The following is a 15,103-nucleotide window of genomic DNA, read 5'->3' as shown; positions in this document are numbered from 1 at the left end:
ATGATCATGTACCAAGAGTATATATGAATTTTTCAGCTATTATTACTAATCAAAGGTTTAAGCGTATTTGAGGCGACTAATGCTGAGATTCTTATGTAATATCGGTTTGGCCATATTATTGGTAATAGGCTTAATTGAAGCGTGTATTGCTGATCAAAGCGCCCAGCCTGCGCGCTTACATAAACCTGAGCAACCGATTGAACGCCCCATTCCTAGCCATCCTATTGAACATCCAATGCGGCCCATTTTACCTATTCGCCCACCTACGCAGCTGCCTTATCGTTGGCAAGGTTCACGCACTTATTACTGGGTAGCGCCTAGCGATCAATGGCAGCCAGAAACATTACGCCCCGATCAGGTGATAGAGCTAGAGATTGAAGCTGATGACCGCGCAGAATTGCTGGTGATTGATGGTCGCGACAAAGTGGTGTTTGACGGTTGGCTAGGTATGGGCGATTTGCGAACATGGCAAGTGATGCACCCGGCGTCGCTGTATTTCTCGCAAATAGAAGGTTTTAGCTTACGGTTGAATGGCAGCGACATTGATTTGTCGGGCTACCCGCAAGACCAACCTTTGTCTCTTACCCTGGCGCCAGAAGAGGAATAAGCCTTAAGCCTTAAGCTGTGTTACTGCAAGCGTGGCTAATGGTTCTAATTAGTAGCTGCTTGGCGTATTATCTAGGCCACTGGCATTGCAGCCAAACCACTCATTAATAGATTGAAGGTATTCATTTCTCATGGCCAAGTTATCACTGCAAGAGCAAATGCTTAAAGCAGGTTTAGTCGACAAGAAAAAAGCCAAAAAAGTAGGCAAAACCAATAAAAAATCACGTACTTTAGCCAAAGAAGTGAAAGCCGCCGCAGAGCAATCGCGCACAGAACAGCAACAACGAGACGCCGAACTGGCTCAGCAGCAAAATGCCGAGAAAGCCAAAAAGGCGGTAGCTGCGCAAATTAAGCAGCTGATCGAAATGAACATGCTAGACAGAAAACGTGGTGACGAAGCCTATAACTTCAATCATGGTAGTTTAATTAAGAAAATCTACGTGACCGATGAGCTGCGCAAGCAACTCAGTAATGGCCGTTTAGCGATTGTTACGCTAGGTGAAGCGTATGAAGTAGTTCCTACCATTGTGGCTGAGAAAATAGCCCAACGCGATGAAAGCGTGGTGGTGCTAATTAACGACCCAAGCCAAGATGTAATTGATGAAGATGATCCTTATGCCGATTATCAAATCCCAGATGATTTGATGTGGTAAAGGAAAGTTAGATAGAACAAAGCCGCTAAGTAGCGGCTTTGTTGTTTTAAGGCTAGGATGAAATAGCCACGCAGTTTGATCTAGCTTCGGTGAAACCACGCTTTGTTTAAATAAATATTGCCGAAAATATTCAAGCGAGTAAGTTAATCATAAGTGTGCATTTAAGGTTTAACACCACTTAGGAGAAATGATGGAAAAGCAAGCTGTAGGTAGTGTATCCAAGGTATTGGAGTTTGTTTCTATGAGTCGCAGACGTAATAAATTAAAGCGCGAAATGGTGGATATTGATAAGAAAATTCGCGATAACCGTAAGCGTGTAGATTTACTCGACAATTTGGAAAACTACATTCAAGACAACATGAGTGTTAGCGATGTTAAAGCGATTATCGAGAACATGCGTGCCGACTACGAAGACCGTGTTGACGAATACACTATTAAGAACGCTGATTTGTCTAAAGAACGTCGTGATTTAGCTAAGAAATTGAAAGACGCGAAAGGTTAATTTACCGCTGTGTTTTATAGTAAGCCGCTAACCCTAGCGGCTTTTTTGTGAGCTAATCCAAAGGCAAGCTCACCACAAACCGAGCGCCTTTACCTTTCACACTTTCGCAGTGAATATTGCCGTTAAAGCGCTGAGTAATAATGTTATAGATAATACTTAGTCCTAACCCAGAGCCACCGTGACCGCGTTTAGACGTGAAAAAGGGTTCAAATATCTTATTCACTTGTTCGGGCTCTATGCCTTCGCCACTATCTTCAAAGTACAGCTCCAAGTATTGGTTTTTCACCATGAAATGAATTTTAATTTCGCCGCTATCACTGTTGGCAAAGGCATGAATCATTGCATTGTCGATAAGGTTGGTGATGATTTGGGCAATGGAACCTGGATAGGTGAGCAAACTTAAGGTTTCATCACCGGAGAGAAATACTTTAATATTTTTCTTGTTAGTTTTTGGTGTCATCGCATTAACGACATCGTGTAAATATTGCATTAATACTATCTGGCGTTTTTCATCGTGTGACTGATCAACCGCAACCATCTTAAAGTTGCTCACCAAATCTGATGCCCGTTGTAAGTTGCGAAGGATTAACTCACTGCTTACGTTGATATTCTCGCAAATATTGTGAAACTTACTTTTACTGATATTGCCACTGAGTACTGCTTGATCTAAATCGTTCGACAACTCAGTTAAGTGACTAGAGCTAGTAACTGCTATACCCAATGGAGTATTGATCTCGTGAGCGACCCCTGCCACTAACCTGCCTAATGCCGACATTTTCTCTGTTTCTACCAGTTGGCTTTGGGTTGTTTTAAGCTCCTCAATCACTTTTTCCAGTTTAGAGTTTGATTCACTTAGTTGCTCGGTACGTTTAGTCACTCTTTCTTCAAGTTCCGTTTTGGCGCTATGTAACTGTTGTTGAGTTTGCTTTAACAGGGTTATGTCATCGTAAGTTCCCACTAAGCCCACCACCACATCGTTTTTGGTGATGATCGGGCGCTTCGATGTTCGCAGCCAAATTTGTGTACCATCTTGGTGGGTCTGCGGCTCCTCGGAGCTAATCATATGTTTACGTGTTTCCATTGTATGCGCATCGTCTGAGCGATATAGCTCGGCTTGTTCAGGAAAGGTGTCGAAGTCATTTAAGCCAATAATATTTTCGGGCTTATCTATAGAAGCATCGGTGGCAAAGGCTTGGTTGCAGCCTAAATAACGAGAGCTGCGGTTCTTCCAAAATACCCGCTGTGGCATGAGGTCGAGAACGATCTGGTAGGTGTCGAGCTTAACCGACGCCACTTTATGCCTATGGTGGCTAAGCAGTAGGTTATTCAGCACCCAGTAACTCGCAGGAAAGGTGCTAAGTAAGTTGGGCGAAGTTTCTGCTTGTACCCCGAGAACACCAATTAGAGTCTCGGCCTCAAAAAATGGAACCAGCTGAATACTGCAGTCTTGTTGGGTTGAAGAAGAAAAGCCAAGCTGTTGGTCTAGCTCATTACAGCTTACAGCACACTCTTGCTTGCTCTGGCTTAACTCTCGTAAATAGTTGGGAAGCTGCGTTTCAGCAGAGGTCGATTTAGCTTGACTCAGCCTTGCTGTGGGTTGGTGATAGCGGCAACTGCTTAACTGTAACTCGTGATTGTCTTTGTCATTATAAATGTGGCTAAGGCTTAAATAAGGGCTATCGAGTAGTTGGCTCAAGATATCTAAGGCTTGGTTAAAGTGGGCAGACTTAGTGAATTCGACAGCAGAGTCTTGGGATATTTGAGTAATAAATTCGAGTTCTAACAAAGCTCTTCCCTTGTTTCAGATTCGCTTAGCTAAAAATAGTTGAGGGAAGGAGAGATAGGCAAATATTAAGCTAAACATTGATACCAAGATTCATACCGAGCTTGCAGTGGCCTAACTTTAGATTCAAAGGAGGAAGTATCGCTAAGGCTTTTATGGAGGTTAAACCGCAGCACTCATTGCCGTGTTTGAGAGGGAGGGTGGATAGTGTCTTTACCTAAACAAAATAGGCAAAGCTGCTTGTTTGTAGCACTACAACAAGAAAGTAAGCAATTGCGTTTTTGTTGCCTGTTACTGGTTAAATTCATCTTTTTCATATCACTCTACCCGTTGTTTCGACCGAGTTAGGTTAATGCGAAAAGGCAACTTTTTGTGCCACTTTGCGCACGAGGCCTTAAATTCACGATTTTGTTAATTCTTGTATAAGGGTTTGTTTTTCTCCCCACCTTAGTAGATTACTAATGATGAAGCGGTGTCGGGATATGGAGACAGATCTCAGTTTGCATACTTTATTGATTTTTTTGTTACTTGATTGTCCCTAGTCATTAAGTAGCACTTTATTTTTTGCTTTTATGTGTTTTTAGTTGTTGTTATTAATGGCTTTTATGACATGCCATTAGTCCTTAGCTAATACAAAATTTTTATTTAAGAAATCAATAGAAAAGGAAGTTAGTTGATGAAGTCATGGCACGGAGAAGCAACCGTCGGTTTAGATTTTTATGCAATCGGCCACGAAGCGATTTATATGGGCTCGGAGTCAAATGAGGGCGAGGGGGAAGATATCGCAAAAAACTTAAGCGAAGGAATTACCCCAGCAAAGGCTATGCCTAAAGATACTGAAACATTGTTATTAACAACGATAACACGAGTTTCAGCTGATTCAGCTAGATATGAAATAACGGTTACCAACAAAAACGGCAAAGATGAAAACGATGAGACTATGCAATTTAGTGGTCAGGCTTCGTTTGATGACGCATATGGTCATTTAAAGTCATCTCTTGGAGAAAACTTTGAAGAATGTGAAGATAATTATAGTATTCCTAGAGCCAGTTATGGGTCGTTATGGGCTTTAACTATATTTGGCTTTTTAACATGGTTGTTTTATAGCTTGGGCGATAGTTTAGCGGCGGAAGGGGATGAGTTAAGAGGCAAAAAAGCCAAGTTTTTAGTTTCGGTGGTCGATACTCTCGGTCAAACAGGGGTTGCCATTATTGGCGGTAGTCTGATGTTAATTACCGCTATTTATTTGGTATCGAGAATTCGAAATCCCCCTGCTTATAAGGTTTTGCATACCGGTAAATATAAAGCCTCAGGCCCAGTGCGCGTTACTTTTAATTACGCCATTTTAGCCCTTGTCTGGTTTTTCTTAGTACGAGCTTTTTTCTAGTAAAGTAACAATAGATAAAACGCTAAGGCCGGCTTTGAACCTGCCTTAGCGGGATGTACTAAGTTTTGATTGGCTAAAACTTAGTACTCAAAAGAAAGGCCACCCGCATCCCCTTGATTCCTTCGTTGCTCGTTCGCAAGTGCTTTGAAAACAAATTTGTACGCTTGAATTTTTTTAAGTTCATTTTGAATAAGAGTTTGGTGTGGGTTCCGGTTTCGCCTTGCCGGCGATGTACTAAGCTTTGCTCGGCTAAAGCTTAGTAGCAAAAGAAAGGCCACCCCGCATTCCCTTATATCTTGCGTTTCTCATAAATTAGCGCGCCTTCAGAAACTCGCTTCGCTCAAACAGTCCTCGGCTTTATCGCTAATTTACTGCGATACTCAGCGGGAATGATGGGGAGGGAGAGCGGTCAGCATCGGCTCTTGATCTTCATTTCCCTTCATCATCGCCGAGTAGCGCAAGCGAGCTGCGGATATAGGCAAAACCTGTTTGAGCGAAGCGAGTTGTTTTGACGCCGCTGTGAGTGAGCAACGCAGGATGAAGATGATGTTAGGGCTGCCTTTCTTTTTCCTCGTACTAAGCTTTAGCTTAACAAAGAAAAATGATGCCATGATTAGGGGGGCGGCATCAGTTCCGCAAGTACTTTTCTTATGTAAGAGCTTAACTAAAAGGGTTCGCTCTTGATCTCAATTTCCCTTCATCATCGCCGAGTAGCGCAAGCGAGCTGCGGGTATAGGCGAAACCTGTTTGAGCGTAGCGAGTTGTTTTGACGCCGCAGTGAGTGAGCAACGCAGGATGAAGATGATGTTAGGGCAGCCTTTCTTTTTCCTTAGTTTTTCTTTGGCTGTTCAAAGAAAAAGGAAGTCGCCGTCAGGGCGAAATCAGTACTTAAAGCAAATCGAGGAATTAATTGGTAAGGTATTTATATTTTAAATTTTCTTGTTTTTTCATTCATGAAGTTAGGCCCTAAAGTTCGTATAAATGAATGATATTGTTCACGTAAATAATGTGCTTTTTATATGAAGATTCTTTATCGTAAATTGTTATAGATGGATACTAGGGGGATGCGTTTTGTTAAAAAAAGAAACATTATTGGCTGTGGTTGGTGTGGTGTTTTTGTGCTTTTTTGCGTTTGGTTTTTGGGTTGCTCTAAACTTCTTCGTTGAGAGTATTACAGAGGCAGACCCTAAGGTCTCGGCAGCTATTTTGGGGGCTATGGCAACCATTTTTGTAGGTTTAGCAGCAGTTATAATTACTCAATGGCAAACTAGTGTTAGAGATCGAGAAGAAGCTCATCGCGCCAAGAAAGTTGAAATTTACCAAAAATATTTGGAGATGATTTCAGCGGTACTATCTGGAGTGAATGAAAAAGTATCTAAAAAGGCTCCGTCTGAGCAAGAGCTCATTGATTACCTGCTAGCATTTAAAACAGACATTTTGCTATGGGGTTCTCCAGAAGTGATCAAGCGACAGTTGGAGTTCCAATCTGCCAGCGAAAGAGGAGGGGATGTATTCTTGGCTGTAAACAAAATGCATAAAGCTATTCGTAAGGATATTGGGTTAAGTAATAGAGGGCTAAACAATCTGGAACTGGTGAAAATGTATCTATCGAGTCCACAAGAGTTAGACGACTTAAGAGCCTCAAATAAAGCAGATAATAGTTAACTTTGTTAGAAAGCTTAGGCGTTCCAATGAAAGCTATCTAGCAAAACTAATTGAGCTTTTTACGCGTTACCCTAAACAGAAAAAGCCGCTCTAGGAGCGGCTTTCATATTCAACAAGCTATCTGCTTAGATATGAGAAAGGATCTTCTGAACCGTTTCTTTAGCATCACCAAACAACATGTCAGTATTTTCTTTAAAGAACAATGGGTTTTGCACACCTGCATAACCAGTGGCCATTGAACGTTTAAATACCACAACTTTCTTAGCGTCCCATACTTCAAGCACTGGCATACCGGCAATTGGGCTACCTGGCTCTTTAGCTGCTGGATTTACCGTGTCGTTAGCACCAATTACTAGCACTACATCGGTAGACGCGAAGTCTTCGTTAATCTCGTCCATCTCCATTACGATATCGTAAGGAACTTTGGCTTCGGCTAACAATACGTTCATGTGGCCAGGTAAACGACCCGCTACTGGGTGAATAGCAAAACGTACTTTAACGCCTTTATCACGTAGCTTTTGAGTAATTTCTGCTACTGGGTATTGGGCTTGCGCAACCGCCATACCGTAACCAGGGGCAATAATCACTTCGTTAGCGTCTTTTAGCATTTCGGCTACGTCTTCAGCTTGCGTTTCAGTGTGCTCGCCTTGGTCTACGTCGCTGGCCACTACTGTGCCACCTTCTGCGCCAAAACCACCTAAAATTACGCTGATGAACGAGCGGTTCATGGCTTTACACATGATGTAAGACAGAATCGCGCCCGAGCTACCGACTAATGCACCGGTAACAATCAATAGATCGTTGCCTAACATGAAGCCTGCTGCAGCCGCTGCCCAACCAGAGTATGAGTTAAGCATTGATACCACTACTGGCATATCTGCGCCGCCAATGGCCGATACCAGGTTGTAACCAAATACAAAGGCGATAAGCGTCATAATTACTAGTGGCCACATAGAGCCGCTGTCCATGTACATGCTGCCTAAGTAGATTGATACCACAATCATGCCTAGGTTTAACCAGTGAGCGCCAGGAAGCGCTTTAGGGGCACTGCTGATTATGCCGCGAAGCTTACCAAAGGCCACAACTGAACCGGTGAAGGTTACCGCACCAATAAAGATACCGAGGAATACTTCTACGTCGTGAATGTTCTTAGCAACGGGGTCGATAAGACCTGTTACCGCATCCATTAACGAGCTGTGGTCGATGGCGCTTGAAAAACCAACCAATACCGCAGCCATACCAACGAAGCTGTGCAGCACCGCAACCAGCTCTGGCATTTCAGTCATTTCAACTTTAAGTGCTAAGCGAATACCAATGGCTGCACCAATTGCCATGGCAAGGGTGATGATCCAGCTACCGCCGGTAACCTGAGTGCTGGCTAGGGTTGCGATTACCGCAATCGCCATACCGATAATGCCAAATATATTACCGCGTTGAGCGGTTTCTTGTTTACTTAAGCCGGCGAGGCTGAAGATAAACAATAGTGCAGCCACTAAATAGGCTGCAGATACAATACCTTGAGACATGTGACTATTTCTCCTATTTGTCTTTGCGGAACATTTTCAGCATCCGCTGAGTCACAGTAAAACCACCGGCGATGTTGATGGTGGCGATAAGCACGGCAATACCCGATAGCAATAATACTACCCAGGAGGTGTCGGCTTTCATTTGTACTAAGGCACCCACAATGATGATGCCACTAATGGCGTTAGTTACGCTCATTAATGGTGTATGCAGTGAATGGCTCACGTTCCATACCACGTAGTAACCAACAACACAGGCCAACATAAATACGGTGAAGTGTTGTAAGAAGTCTGCTGGAGCAGCATCGGCTACCCAAGCAAAGGCGGCGAGGCCAGCGGCTGCAATCAATGGTTTTACCCAAGGTTTAGCAGGCTTTTCTTCTACCACTACTTCTGTGGTTGGCGCTGGTGCTTCAACTTTGGGTTGGGCACTCACTTGAATAGCTGGTGGTGGGAAGGTGATTTCGCCTTCTTTCACTGAGGTTACGCCACGCAATACTTCGTCTTCGAAGTTGATGTTTATTTCGCCGTCTTTCTCTGGGCAAAGTAACTTAAGCAGGTTAACTAAGTTGGTGCCGTACAGCTGGCTAGCTTGCGCTGGCAAACGACGCGAGATGTCGGTTAAACCAATAATGGTTACGCCATGTTTAACGGCAATTTCACCGGGCTCGGTTAACTCACAGTTACCACCAGTAGCGGCGGCCAAATCTACAATTACACTACCTGGTTTCATCAATTCAACCATGTCAGCCAAAATCAGCTTAGGTGCTGGGCGACCAGGAATTAATGCGGTGGTAATGATGATATCGACTTCTTTGGCTTGTTCGCGGAACAAGGCCATTTCGGCATCAATAAAGGCTGCGCTCATTTCTTTGGCGTAACCGTCACCGTCGCCAGTGTCTTCTTCTTCGTAATCTAACTCTAGGAACTCAGCGCCCATTGAGTTGATTTGCTCTTTAACCTCAGGGCGAGTATCAAAAGCACGAACAATAGCGCCTAGGCTACCTGCGGTACCCAATGCGGCTAAACCGGCTACACCTGCGCCAATAATTAATACTTTGGCTGGTGGTACTTTACCTGCAGCAGTAATTTGCCCGGTAAAAAAGCGACCAAAGTGGTTGGCTGCTTCAATAACCGCGCGGTAACCGTCTACGTTGGCAAGTGAACTACGCGCATCTAAAGATTGAGCACGAGAGATCCGTGGCACCATGTCCATGGCTAGCAAGTTAACCTTGGCGGCTTTAAACTTTTCTAGCAATTCAGGATTTTGTGCAGGCCATGCAAAACTGGCTACGGTTGCACCTTCTTTTATAAGGGCAAGTTCGTCAGTGGTATCGTTGCTGCCATCTAAAGGCGCATTCACTTTAAAAATGAGGTCGGCTTGAAAAGCCTGCTCTTTAGTTACGATATCTGCGCCGGCTTCTGTGTAAGCTTCGTCATTAAAGCTGGCCGCTGTTCCTGCGCCGCTTTCCACTGCCACAGAGAAGCCGAGTTTTAGCAACTGCTCTACGGTTTTTGGGGTGGCGGCTACCCGGCTCTCCTGGTCGAAGATCTCCTTAGGTATTCCGATTTGCATAGTGTGTTCCTGCTATTGGTTTTTATGTTGAGTTGCTATTTGGGCAACACGTCGCTGCATATTAAATATTTGTTAGTTCCTGCAAGTTAACTAACTTTACGCATTTGGTGTGATATGAAAGAAAACTACGGCCTAACAGTCAAGTAACTTCGCACAAAAGTATCGCTTATTTCTAATGGTCAAACCAATTTGTAAAGTTTATCGGTGTGATAGGTTATGCCTAGGTGTCATTAGGTTAGTAAAATGTAACGTCGTTCCTGTGTGATTTCAGAGTAGTGGCATGGAAATAGCTAGATACAACTACGTCTACTACTCTTTAGTAAAGGCTTTATGCCTAAGCAGAGCGATTGCTTGATAAACCCTTAGCAATAAAAGAGGAAGTAGCTACATATACTAAGGTAGGTTGGAGGTCGTTATGGCTATTGCATTATCGTTAATTGTAACAATGTTGATGTGGGTAAATGTGGTTTATGCTAACACTGCGCTTAAATTTGATTTCAGCGTTGAGAACGAACTTGAGCAACCCCAAGCAACTAAAAATTTATTTAGTGATATTAATTGGTTACAAGAGCAACAGTTTAATACTTCGCAAACCAATACTGCCCAACCAGTGACTTCCTCTGAGCAACAATCTACTTTTTTACGCTACCAACAAGTGCCGCAATGGCGGGCCAATTGGCGCGGTGGCTTACGTTGGCAGGCTCAGCAAAACTTAATGTTTCGTGCCAAAGGTAACCGCATGTCTGGCCATTTAACCCTGTCGAATAAAACCCTATGTGCCATTTGCAAAACGCAAATCGATACCACTGTGTGGAAAAACGGCCATGTGCAATTACAGTTGCGTTCTTACTTCGAATAGCTTTGTCCTTGGCAATTATCAGGATATAATTTCTACTGGTAAAATTATTGGGGACTTAAATGGGCTATGTGCTGTTGGCCTTATTGTTGGTAATCGTTCTTCCTGCCGTTAGCTTTTTTCTTGGATACATCCATCTTTATTTGGAATATGGGGTCGTTGTATCGGCAACAATTATCGGACTATGGTTGTTTTTCGATTTTGTGAAAATAAAGAAGCGCTAAGTCCAGTCTCCGCGGGGCTTAGCGATAACACATTATTTAAGTTTTTTGTCATTAATCATTTATCTGAATAAATATTCACATGTATTGAGGCTAGTAAACACTAACTTGTAAGTGATTGATTCATCTATTGTTATTCTCTGGCTATTTAAACAAATATAGCCAAATCTAATTAAACCAAGATCCCTACATATCAATTAGCTATAAGCCATTCTTTGGCGTTTTTTTGTTTTCGTTAAGTTATTGATTTTATTGGTTAAAAATATTGTCGTTTTTGGCCGACATCTCCAAAGTGGTAAATTAGTACTTCACATTTCTGATAAAAGCCGATAGATTACCTCCCGCAAGACTGAGCTAGATCAAGAAAGAGTGGGCTAAATAGGATTTTTACCGATTATTTCTTGTGCAATTTTTATTCACTAGCTAGCCTTACTTACGCAAGTGGCAATAAGCAAAACATAAGCAGAAATAATACTTTTTTAAACTTGCAACAACCTAGGAGACTTATCTAAATGGAACAAGACCAACAGCAAACGATGCGTTGTTTTGCAACGGGTAAAGGCTTTTTTGTACGCCTGCCTATCAGTGAAGACATTGAAGCAAAAGAACCAGAATCAGATGTTGAAGCGGCCGAGTAAACTACGCTGTAGTTGCCTTTTAAACTCGTGACTTAATATTTACGCTTGTTACATCCTATAAACCGCTAGCCTAAACGCTAGCGGTTTTTTTATGCCCGAAGACAATTTGCTAATGTGTGTTTTGAATGTGTTGACGCAGGTGCTGCAGAAAAGCGCTGATATTGGGGTTTTCAAAGCGATGCGCTGGATAATAGGCGCACACGGTGCGTTGTTCCGACAGCAAACCCGGCACTACTTCAACCAATTTACCGTCTATTAACTGTTGCTGAACTAAATCTTCGGAGACCAATACCACTCCCATATGGTGTACCGCTGCCTGAATAGCTGCCAGCGGGTCGTGAGTGATGAAACGAGAGGCTTGGTTTAATATTGTGCCGTCGTTAAATTTTACCCCTCCAGAGCGTATTTGCCCTTGTACTAATAACAGCGGAAGTTGCTTGAGTTGCTTGGCATTTTCTACTGGGCCATGAATAGACAAAAAACGTGGGCTGGCGAAGCACTTCACTGCGTAGTCAAATAAATGCAGCATGCGATAACTGGTACTGTCGAAGTTGTCGATTTGCCGACTGATGACAATATCTAAGGATAGATCAGGAATCACTCCTGGCTCTATTTCTGATAGCTCTACTGTTAAATGTGGATGCATGGGTAAGAAGGTGGCGATAATGGGGGTAACAAATAGGCTACCCGACACAGCAGGAGAGCCAATGCTTAAGTTGCCAGTTAATCCTTGGGTTGAGGGACCCAGTTGCCGGCGCATAGTGTCGAACTGACTTAACCAATCACAGCTTTGCAGATAAAACTGTTGGCCTTGTTCGGTGGTGCGTACCCGCCGAGTGGTGCGTAATAGTAGTTGGCAGTGTAGCTGAGACTCTAACCATGATATGCGCTTGCTACAAGACGATGTGGTTATGTTGAGCTGGTGAGCCGCTTGTACAAAGCTATTGCTTTCTACTACTGCTACATAGGTTTGCACTACATTTAGCCAATCCATTACTGCGCTCCTGTTTGATTGTTTCCTTCAGGGAAATAAATCATGTCTTTAATGAATGATTATCCGCGCTTAGCAATAAATTACAATAAACTCGCTGATGTATTGGAGTTTGTTAGTGACCTATTCGCGTATTCCCCTGTTGTTCTCTATTGCCTTTATTGCCTGTTCTCAATTAACCAACGGCTTACTTACCCCTGCGCTACCAGAAATGGCGCAGCACTTTGCGGTAGACGAGCATTTAGTACAGCGGCTTATTGTGTGTTTCATTTTAGGTTTAGGCATCTCTCAGCTGTTTTATGGCCCACTAGCCGACAGTTATGGGCGTCGTCGTATATTCTGGCTGGGGCAAAGTATTTTCTTGCTAGGCAACCTGCTTACTTTTTTAGGCTTAAATAACCTTAACTTGTTGTTGGCGGGAGTCATGATTCAAGGATTGGGCGCTGGCAGTAATCAAATTTTGGCGCGCTGCTTAATTAGCGATAGCTACCGCGGAAAACATCTCAAAAATGGTTTTGCTTGGCTAGGTATGGCTGCGTCGGTGATTCCGGTTCTTGGGCCCGTAATTGGCGGTATAGTTACGGCTTACTGGGGCTGGCACTATCTGTTCATTATTATCGGCATTGCTGGCGCGAGTTTAATGATTATTGCCGCTAAGTTGCTACCCGAAACCCAAGCCGAGCCCGGCCCGCCGTTACAGGTTAAGCGGGTGGTTAACGATTACCTAACGCTAGCCAGCGATAGCAATTTTGTTCGTTACTCCAGTTACGGGTGGATCGCTAGCATTGGTTTGATGTACATGATTAGTAGCGCTCCATTTATCTTGCAGCACGATTTTGGCTTAAGTGCCGACGACTTTGGTTTAATGATGATTATTCCTGCCGGCGGGCTCGCCCTTGGTAGCGCCTTCACTCGACGATTCACTGGCCGTTGGCCAGAGCAGCACATACTGGGTTTTGCGTCTTGCTTGCCGTTTGTCGCGGCCTTTATTTTGGCTACTCAAGCGCACTCTTTAGCGTGGGTGGTAGTGGGTATGGCGATGATAAGCGTGAGTGTCGGGGTTATTTATCCTATCTCACAAGCTGGCTTGTTTGGTTTGTTTCCAAACCAAGCGGGCGCGGTATCAGCGTTAAGTGGTACCACTCAAATGACCTTAACCGCTATTGCGGTGGGCGGTTTAACGACCTTATTGGTGCCAAGTCCCGATGCGATGGCGATCATATTTAGCATCATGGGTGTGGGTTTAATGCTAAACATGGTGATCCAGATACTAAAAGTGAAAGTCCCATCTATGCAATGATGAGCCTTGTTAGTCACTTAGCTGCAGTTGTAGTTAAGTAAATCAACAAAGGAGCATTGATGACGATTCGTCCATTAGGTGTAACTGAAGCTTTATTTGCCGAACTCACTAGCACCGGCGCTATGTTAGTGGTGAATGCAGTAAGTGTGAGAGGGCAAATCAACCCGGCTCACATTGCGCATATTCACCAGTTATTGCAGCAGCGCCACCCATTGCTATCGGTATGCCTTTCTCAAGTTGATGAACAATGGCAATGGTTGCCGAGCTCAAAACCGCCGAGTGTTGAGGTGATTGAGTTTAACGGTGACGACGCAGCGTTCCCGCAATTTCTCACTGAACATATGCAGCAGCAAACCAATACTCCCTTAAGTGCGTCTGGCTTGCTTTGGCGGGTGAGGGTGCTGATAGGTGCAGAGCAGTCAGCCCTTATTATAAGTATGCACCACAGTATTTGTGATGGTTTATCGGCCACGGCTTTATTAGCCGAGTGGTTAGAGCGGCATCAGCAAGTGGCCGAGCAACAGGCACCGCAATTTGTTCCCTTTGCTATTCGCCAATGTGTACACCAAGCGATTCCTGATATTGATTTATCGACAGGTGAAAGTCCTTTTTGTGCACCGATTACACCTGAGCAAACAAGCGCTTGGCTTAGCCAAACCAGCCCACAGAGCTTGCAGCAAAATAAACTGGCGCTGCTGGCCTTTAGCCAGCAACAAACTACTCAGCTTCGAGTGTTGGCGCGAGAGAATCATGTGAGCTTGACTATTTTGCTATACACCGCGGCCGTTGAAACGGCCTTAGCGTTAGCTAAGTCAAACACCACCTTGGTTAGCGCAGGCGGAAATGCTAACGTGCGGCCAATAGTCGCGCCTCCGGTAGATGAGCATGAGCTAGCGTGTTACGTATCGATGTTTTCTTTTGCGGTAGATTGCTCCGCAGAGCAAACCTTTTGGCAACGCGCCCAGCAAGTTAACGCGCTATATCAGCAGCAAGTAAATACCGGGCTGCATTTAGTCTCTTGTAGCGATGAATGGTGGCAAGCTCAAGCGCCGCGCCGAGCGGATGACGATATGAAGCAAGTGGCGGGGCGCTTTAACTGCTTACACTTATCTAACCTCGGGAATATCGCCCCTTTATTCACCCAGGCAAGCGCTACTGCATTGGTTCCGCAGCAATATTACTTTACCGCTGCTCAGCATCTTATTGGCGCTATATTCTGGTTGGGTTCGCAAAGTTTGGCCGGTGCGTTAACGGTTACCATTAATTGTGTAGAACCGATGATTAGTGCAGAAATGCGCAACAACTTTGTTGAGCAGTTTAAGCAGCGTTTGCTGGCGATGACTGATGGATAGAACAATGAAAGAAACTAATTAGTACGCAGGTCTATAGAGTTTGATAGTTG

The 15,103-nt window shown here is 44.1% G+C and carries 13 protein-coding genes; 9 read left to right on the top strand and 4 right to left on the bottom strand.

Annotation, left to right across the window (positions count from 1 at the left end):
* Positions 1 to 79 precede the first annotated feature (79 nt).
* From Q4592_RS14890 to Q4592_RS14880, 3 genes are all read left to right on the top strand, one after another.
* A complete protein-coding gene (locus Q4592_RS14890) occupies positions 80 to 607 on the top strand; it encodes a RodZ domain-containing protein (RefSeq protein WP_303514523.1) in 528 nt (175 codons plus the stop codon).
* A gap of 130 nt (positions 608 to 737) precedes the next feature.
* A complete protein-coding gene (locus Q4592_RS14885; RefSeq protein WP_137672409.1) occupies positions 738 to 1,259 on the top strand; it encodes a DUF2058 domain-containing protein in 522 nt (173 codons plus the stop codon).
* 190 nt (positions 1,260 to 1,449) lie between these two features.
* Positions 1,450 to 1,761: a DUF496 family protein gene (locus Q4592_RS14880; protein WP_201798708.1), complete on the top strand. Its 312-nt coding sequence runs from the start codon at positions 1,450 to 1,452 to the stop codon at positions 1,759 to 1,761.
* 52 nt (positions 1,762 to 1,813) lie between these two features.
* Here the strand turns inward: Q4592_RS14880 and Q4592_RS14875 are convergent, their stop codons facing one another.
* The gene (locus tag Q4592_RS14875; RefSeq protein ID WP_303514520.1) at positions 1,814 to 3,547 is read right to left on the bottom strand and encodes a PAS domain-containing sensor histidine kinase; all 1,734 of its coding nucleotides are present in this window, start codon (positions 3,545 to 3,547) and stop codon (positions 1,814 to 1,816) included.
* Between the two features lie 673 nt (positions 3,548 to 4,220).
* On the opposite strand from Q4592_RS14875, the gene Q4592_RS14870 reads away from it, so the two are divergent.
* Entirely contained in the window at positions 4,221 to 4,931 is a 711-nt protein-coding gene (locus Q4592_RS14870; protein WP_303514518.1) for a hypothetical protein, read from the top strand.
* A gap of 1,071 nt (positions 4,932 to 6,002) precedes the next feature.
* Positions 6,003 to 6,596, top strand: a complete 594-nt coding sequence (locus Q4592_RS14865; RefSeq protein ID WP_303514516.1) for a hypothetical protein — start codon at positions 6,003 to 6,005, stop codon at positions 6,594 to 6,596.
* A gap of 125 nt (positions 6,597 to 6,721) precedes the next feature.
* Here Q4592_RS14865 and pntB read toward each other — a convergent pair whose 3' ends face one another.
* Both pntB and Q4592_RS14855 read right to left on the bottom strand, forming a co-directional pair.
* The gene (pntB, locus tag Q4592_RS14860; RefSeq protein ID WP_137672404.1) at positions 6,722 to 8,122 is read right to left on the bottom strand and encodes a Re/Si-specific NAD(P)(+) transhydrogenase subunit beta; all 1,401 of its coding nucleotides are present in this window, start codon (positions 8,120 to 8,122) and stop codon (positions 6,722 to 6,724) included.
* A gap of 13 nt (positions 8,123 to 8,135) precedes the next feature.
* Positions 8,136 to 9,695 carry a Re/Si-specific NAD(P)(+) transhydrogenase subunit alpha gene (locus tag Q4592_RS14855; RefSeq protein ID WP_303514513.1) on the bottom strand — a complete coding sequence of 520 codons (1,560 nt, stop codon included), beginning with the start codon at positions 9,693 to 9,695 and terminating at the stop codon, positions 8,136 to 8,138.
* A 415-nt stretch (positions 9,696 to 10,110) separates the two neighbouring features.
* Between Q4592_RS14855 and Q4592_RS14850 the strand changes: the two genes are divergently transcribed.
* Positions 10,111 to 10,554: a hypothetical protein gene (locus Q4592_RS14850; RefSeq protein WP_137672402.1), complete on the top strand. Its 444-nt coding sequence runs from the start codon at positions 10,111 to 10,113 to the stop codon at positions 10,552 to 10,554.
* Positions 10,555 to 11,284: 730 nt separating this feature from the next.
* A complete protein-coding gene (locus Q4592_RS14845) occupies positions 11,285 to 11,410 on the top strand; it encodes a hypothetical protein (RefSeq protein ID WP_255437773.1) in 126 nt (41 codons plus the stop codon).
* A gap of 109 nt (positions 11,411 to 11,519) precedes the next feature.
* Here Q4592_RS14845 and Q4592_RS14840 read toward each other — a convergent pair whose 3' ends face one another.
* Complete coding sequence (locus tag Q4592_RS14840; protein WP_303514507.1) at positions 11,520 to 12,404, bottom strand: LysR family transcriptional regulator; 885 nt, start codon at positions 12,402 to 12,404, stop codon at positions 11,520 to 11,522.
* Positions 12,405 to 12,519: 115 nt separating this feature from the next.
* Between Q4592_RS14840 and Q4592_RS14835 the strand changes: the two genes are divergently transcribed.
* On the top strand, positions 12,520 to 13,701 hold the full coding sequence (locus Q4592_RS14835) for an MFS transporter (protein WP_303514505.1): 1,182 nt from the start codon (positions 12,520 to 12,522) through the stop codon (positions 13,699 to 13,701).
* A 59-nt stretch (positions 13,702 to 13,760) separates the two neighbouring features.
* Positions 13,761 to 15,053 (top strand): condensation domain-containing protein, encoded by a 1,293-nt coding sequence (locus Q4592_RS14830; protein ID WP_303514503.1) that lies wholly within the window; start codon positions 13,761 to 13,763, stop codon positions 15,051 to 15,053.
* Positions 15,054 to 15,103 lie beyond the last annotated feature (50 nt).

This window comes from Agarivorans sp. 1_MG-2023 (assembly GCF_030548385.1).
GTDB lineage: Bacteria > Pseudomonadota > Gammaproteobacteria > Enterobacterales > Celerinatantimonadaceae > Agarivorans.
The sequence above is the reverse complement of the archived record's forward strand: the minus strand, read 5'-3'. Positions and strand labels throughout refer to the sequence as shown.

Excerpts from the sequence above, each read along its gene's own strand:
- Q4592_RS14840 (WP_303514507.1), bottom strand. The coding sequence starts at position 12,404 with ATGGATTGGCTAAATGTAGTGCAAACCTATGTAGCAGTAGTAGAAAGC.
- pntB (WP_137672404.1), bottom strand. The coding sequence starts at position 8,122 with ATGTCTCAAGGTATTGTATCTGCAGCCTATTTAGTGGCTGCACTATTG.
- Q4592_RS14870 (WP_303514518.1), top strand. The coding sequence starts at position 4,221 with ATGAAGTCATGGCACGGAGAAGCAACCGTCGGTTTAGATTTTTATGCA.
- Q4592_RS14855 (WP_303514513.1), bottom strand. The coding sequence starts at position 9,695 with ATGCAAATCGGAATACCTAAGGAGATCTTCGACCAGGAGAGCCGGGTA.
- Q4592_RS14890 (WP_303514523.1), top strand. The coding sequence starts at position 80 with ATGCTGAGATTCTTATGTAATATCGGTTTGGCCATATTATTGGTAATA.
- Q4592_RS14880 (WP_201798708.1), top strand. The coding sequence starts at position 1,450 with ATGGAAAAGCAAGCTGTAGGTAGTGTATCCAAGGTATTGGAGTTTGTT.
- Q4592_RS14830 (WP_303514503.1), top strand. The coding sequence starts at position 13,761 with ATGACGATTCGTCCATTAGGTGTAACTGAAGCTTTATTTGCCGAACTC.
- Q4592_RS14845 (WP_255437773.1), top strand. The coding sequence starts at position 11,285 with ATGGAACAAGACCAACAGCAAACGATGCGTTGTTTTGCAACGGGTAAA.
- Q4592_RS14885 (WP_137672409.1), top strand. The coding sequence starts at position 738 with ATGGCCAAGTTATCACTGCAAGAGCAAATGCTTAAAGCAGGTTTAGTC.
- Q4592_RS14850 (WP_137672402.1), top strand. The coding sequence starts at position 10,111 with ATGGCTATTGCATTATCGTTAATTGTAACAATGTTGATGTGGGTAAAT.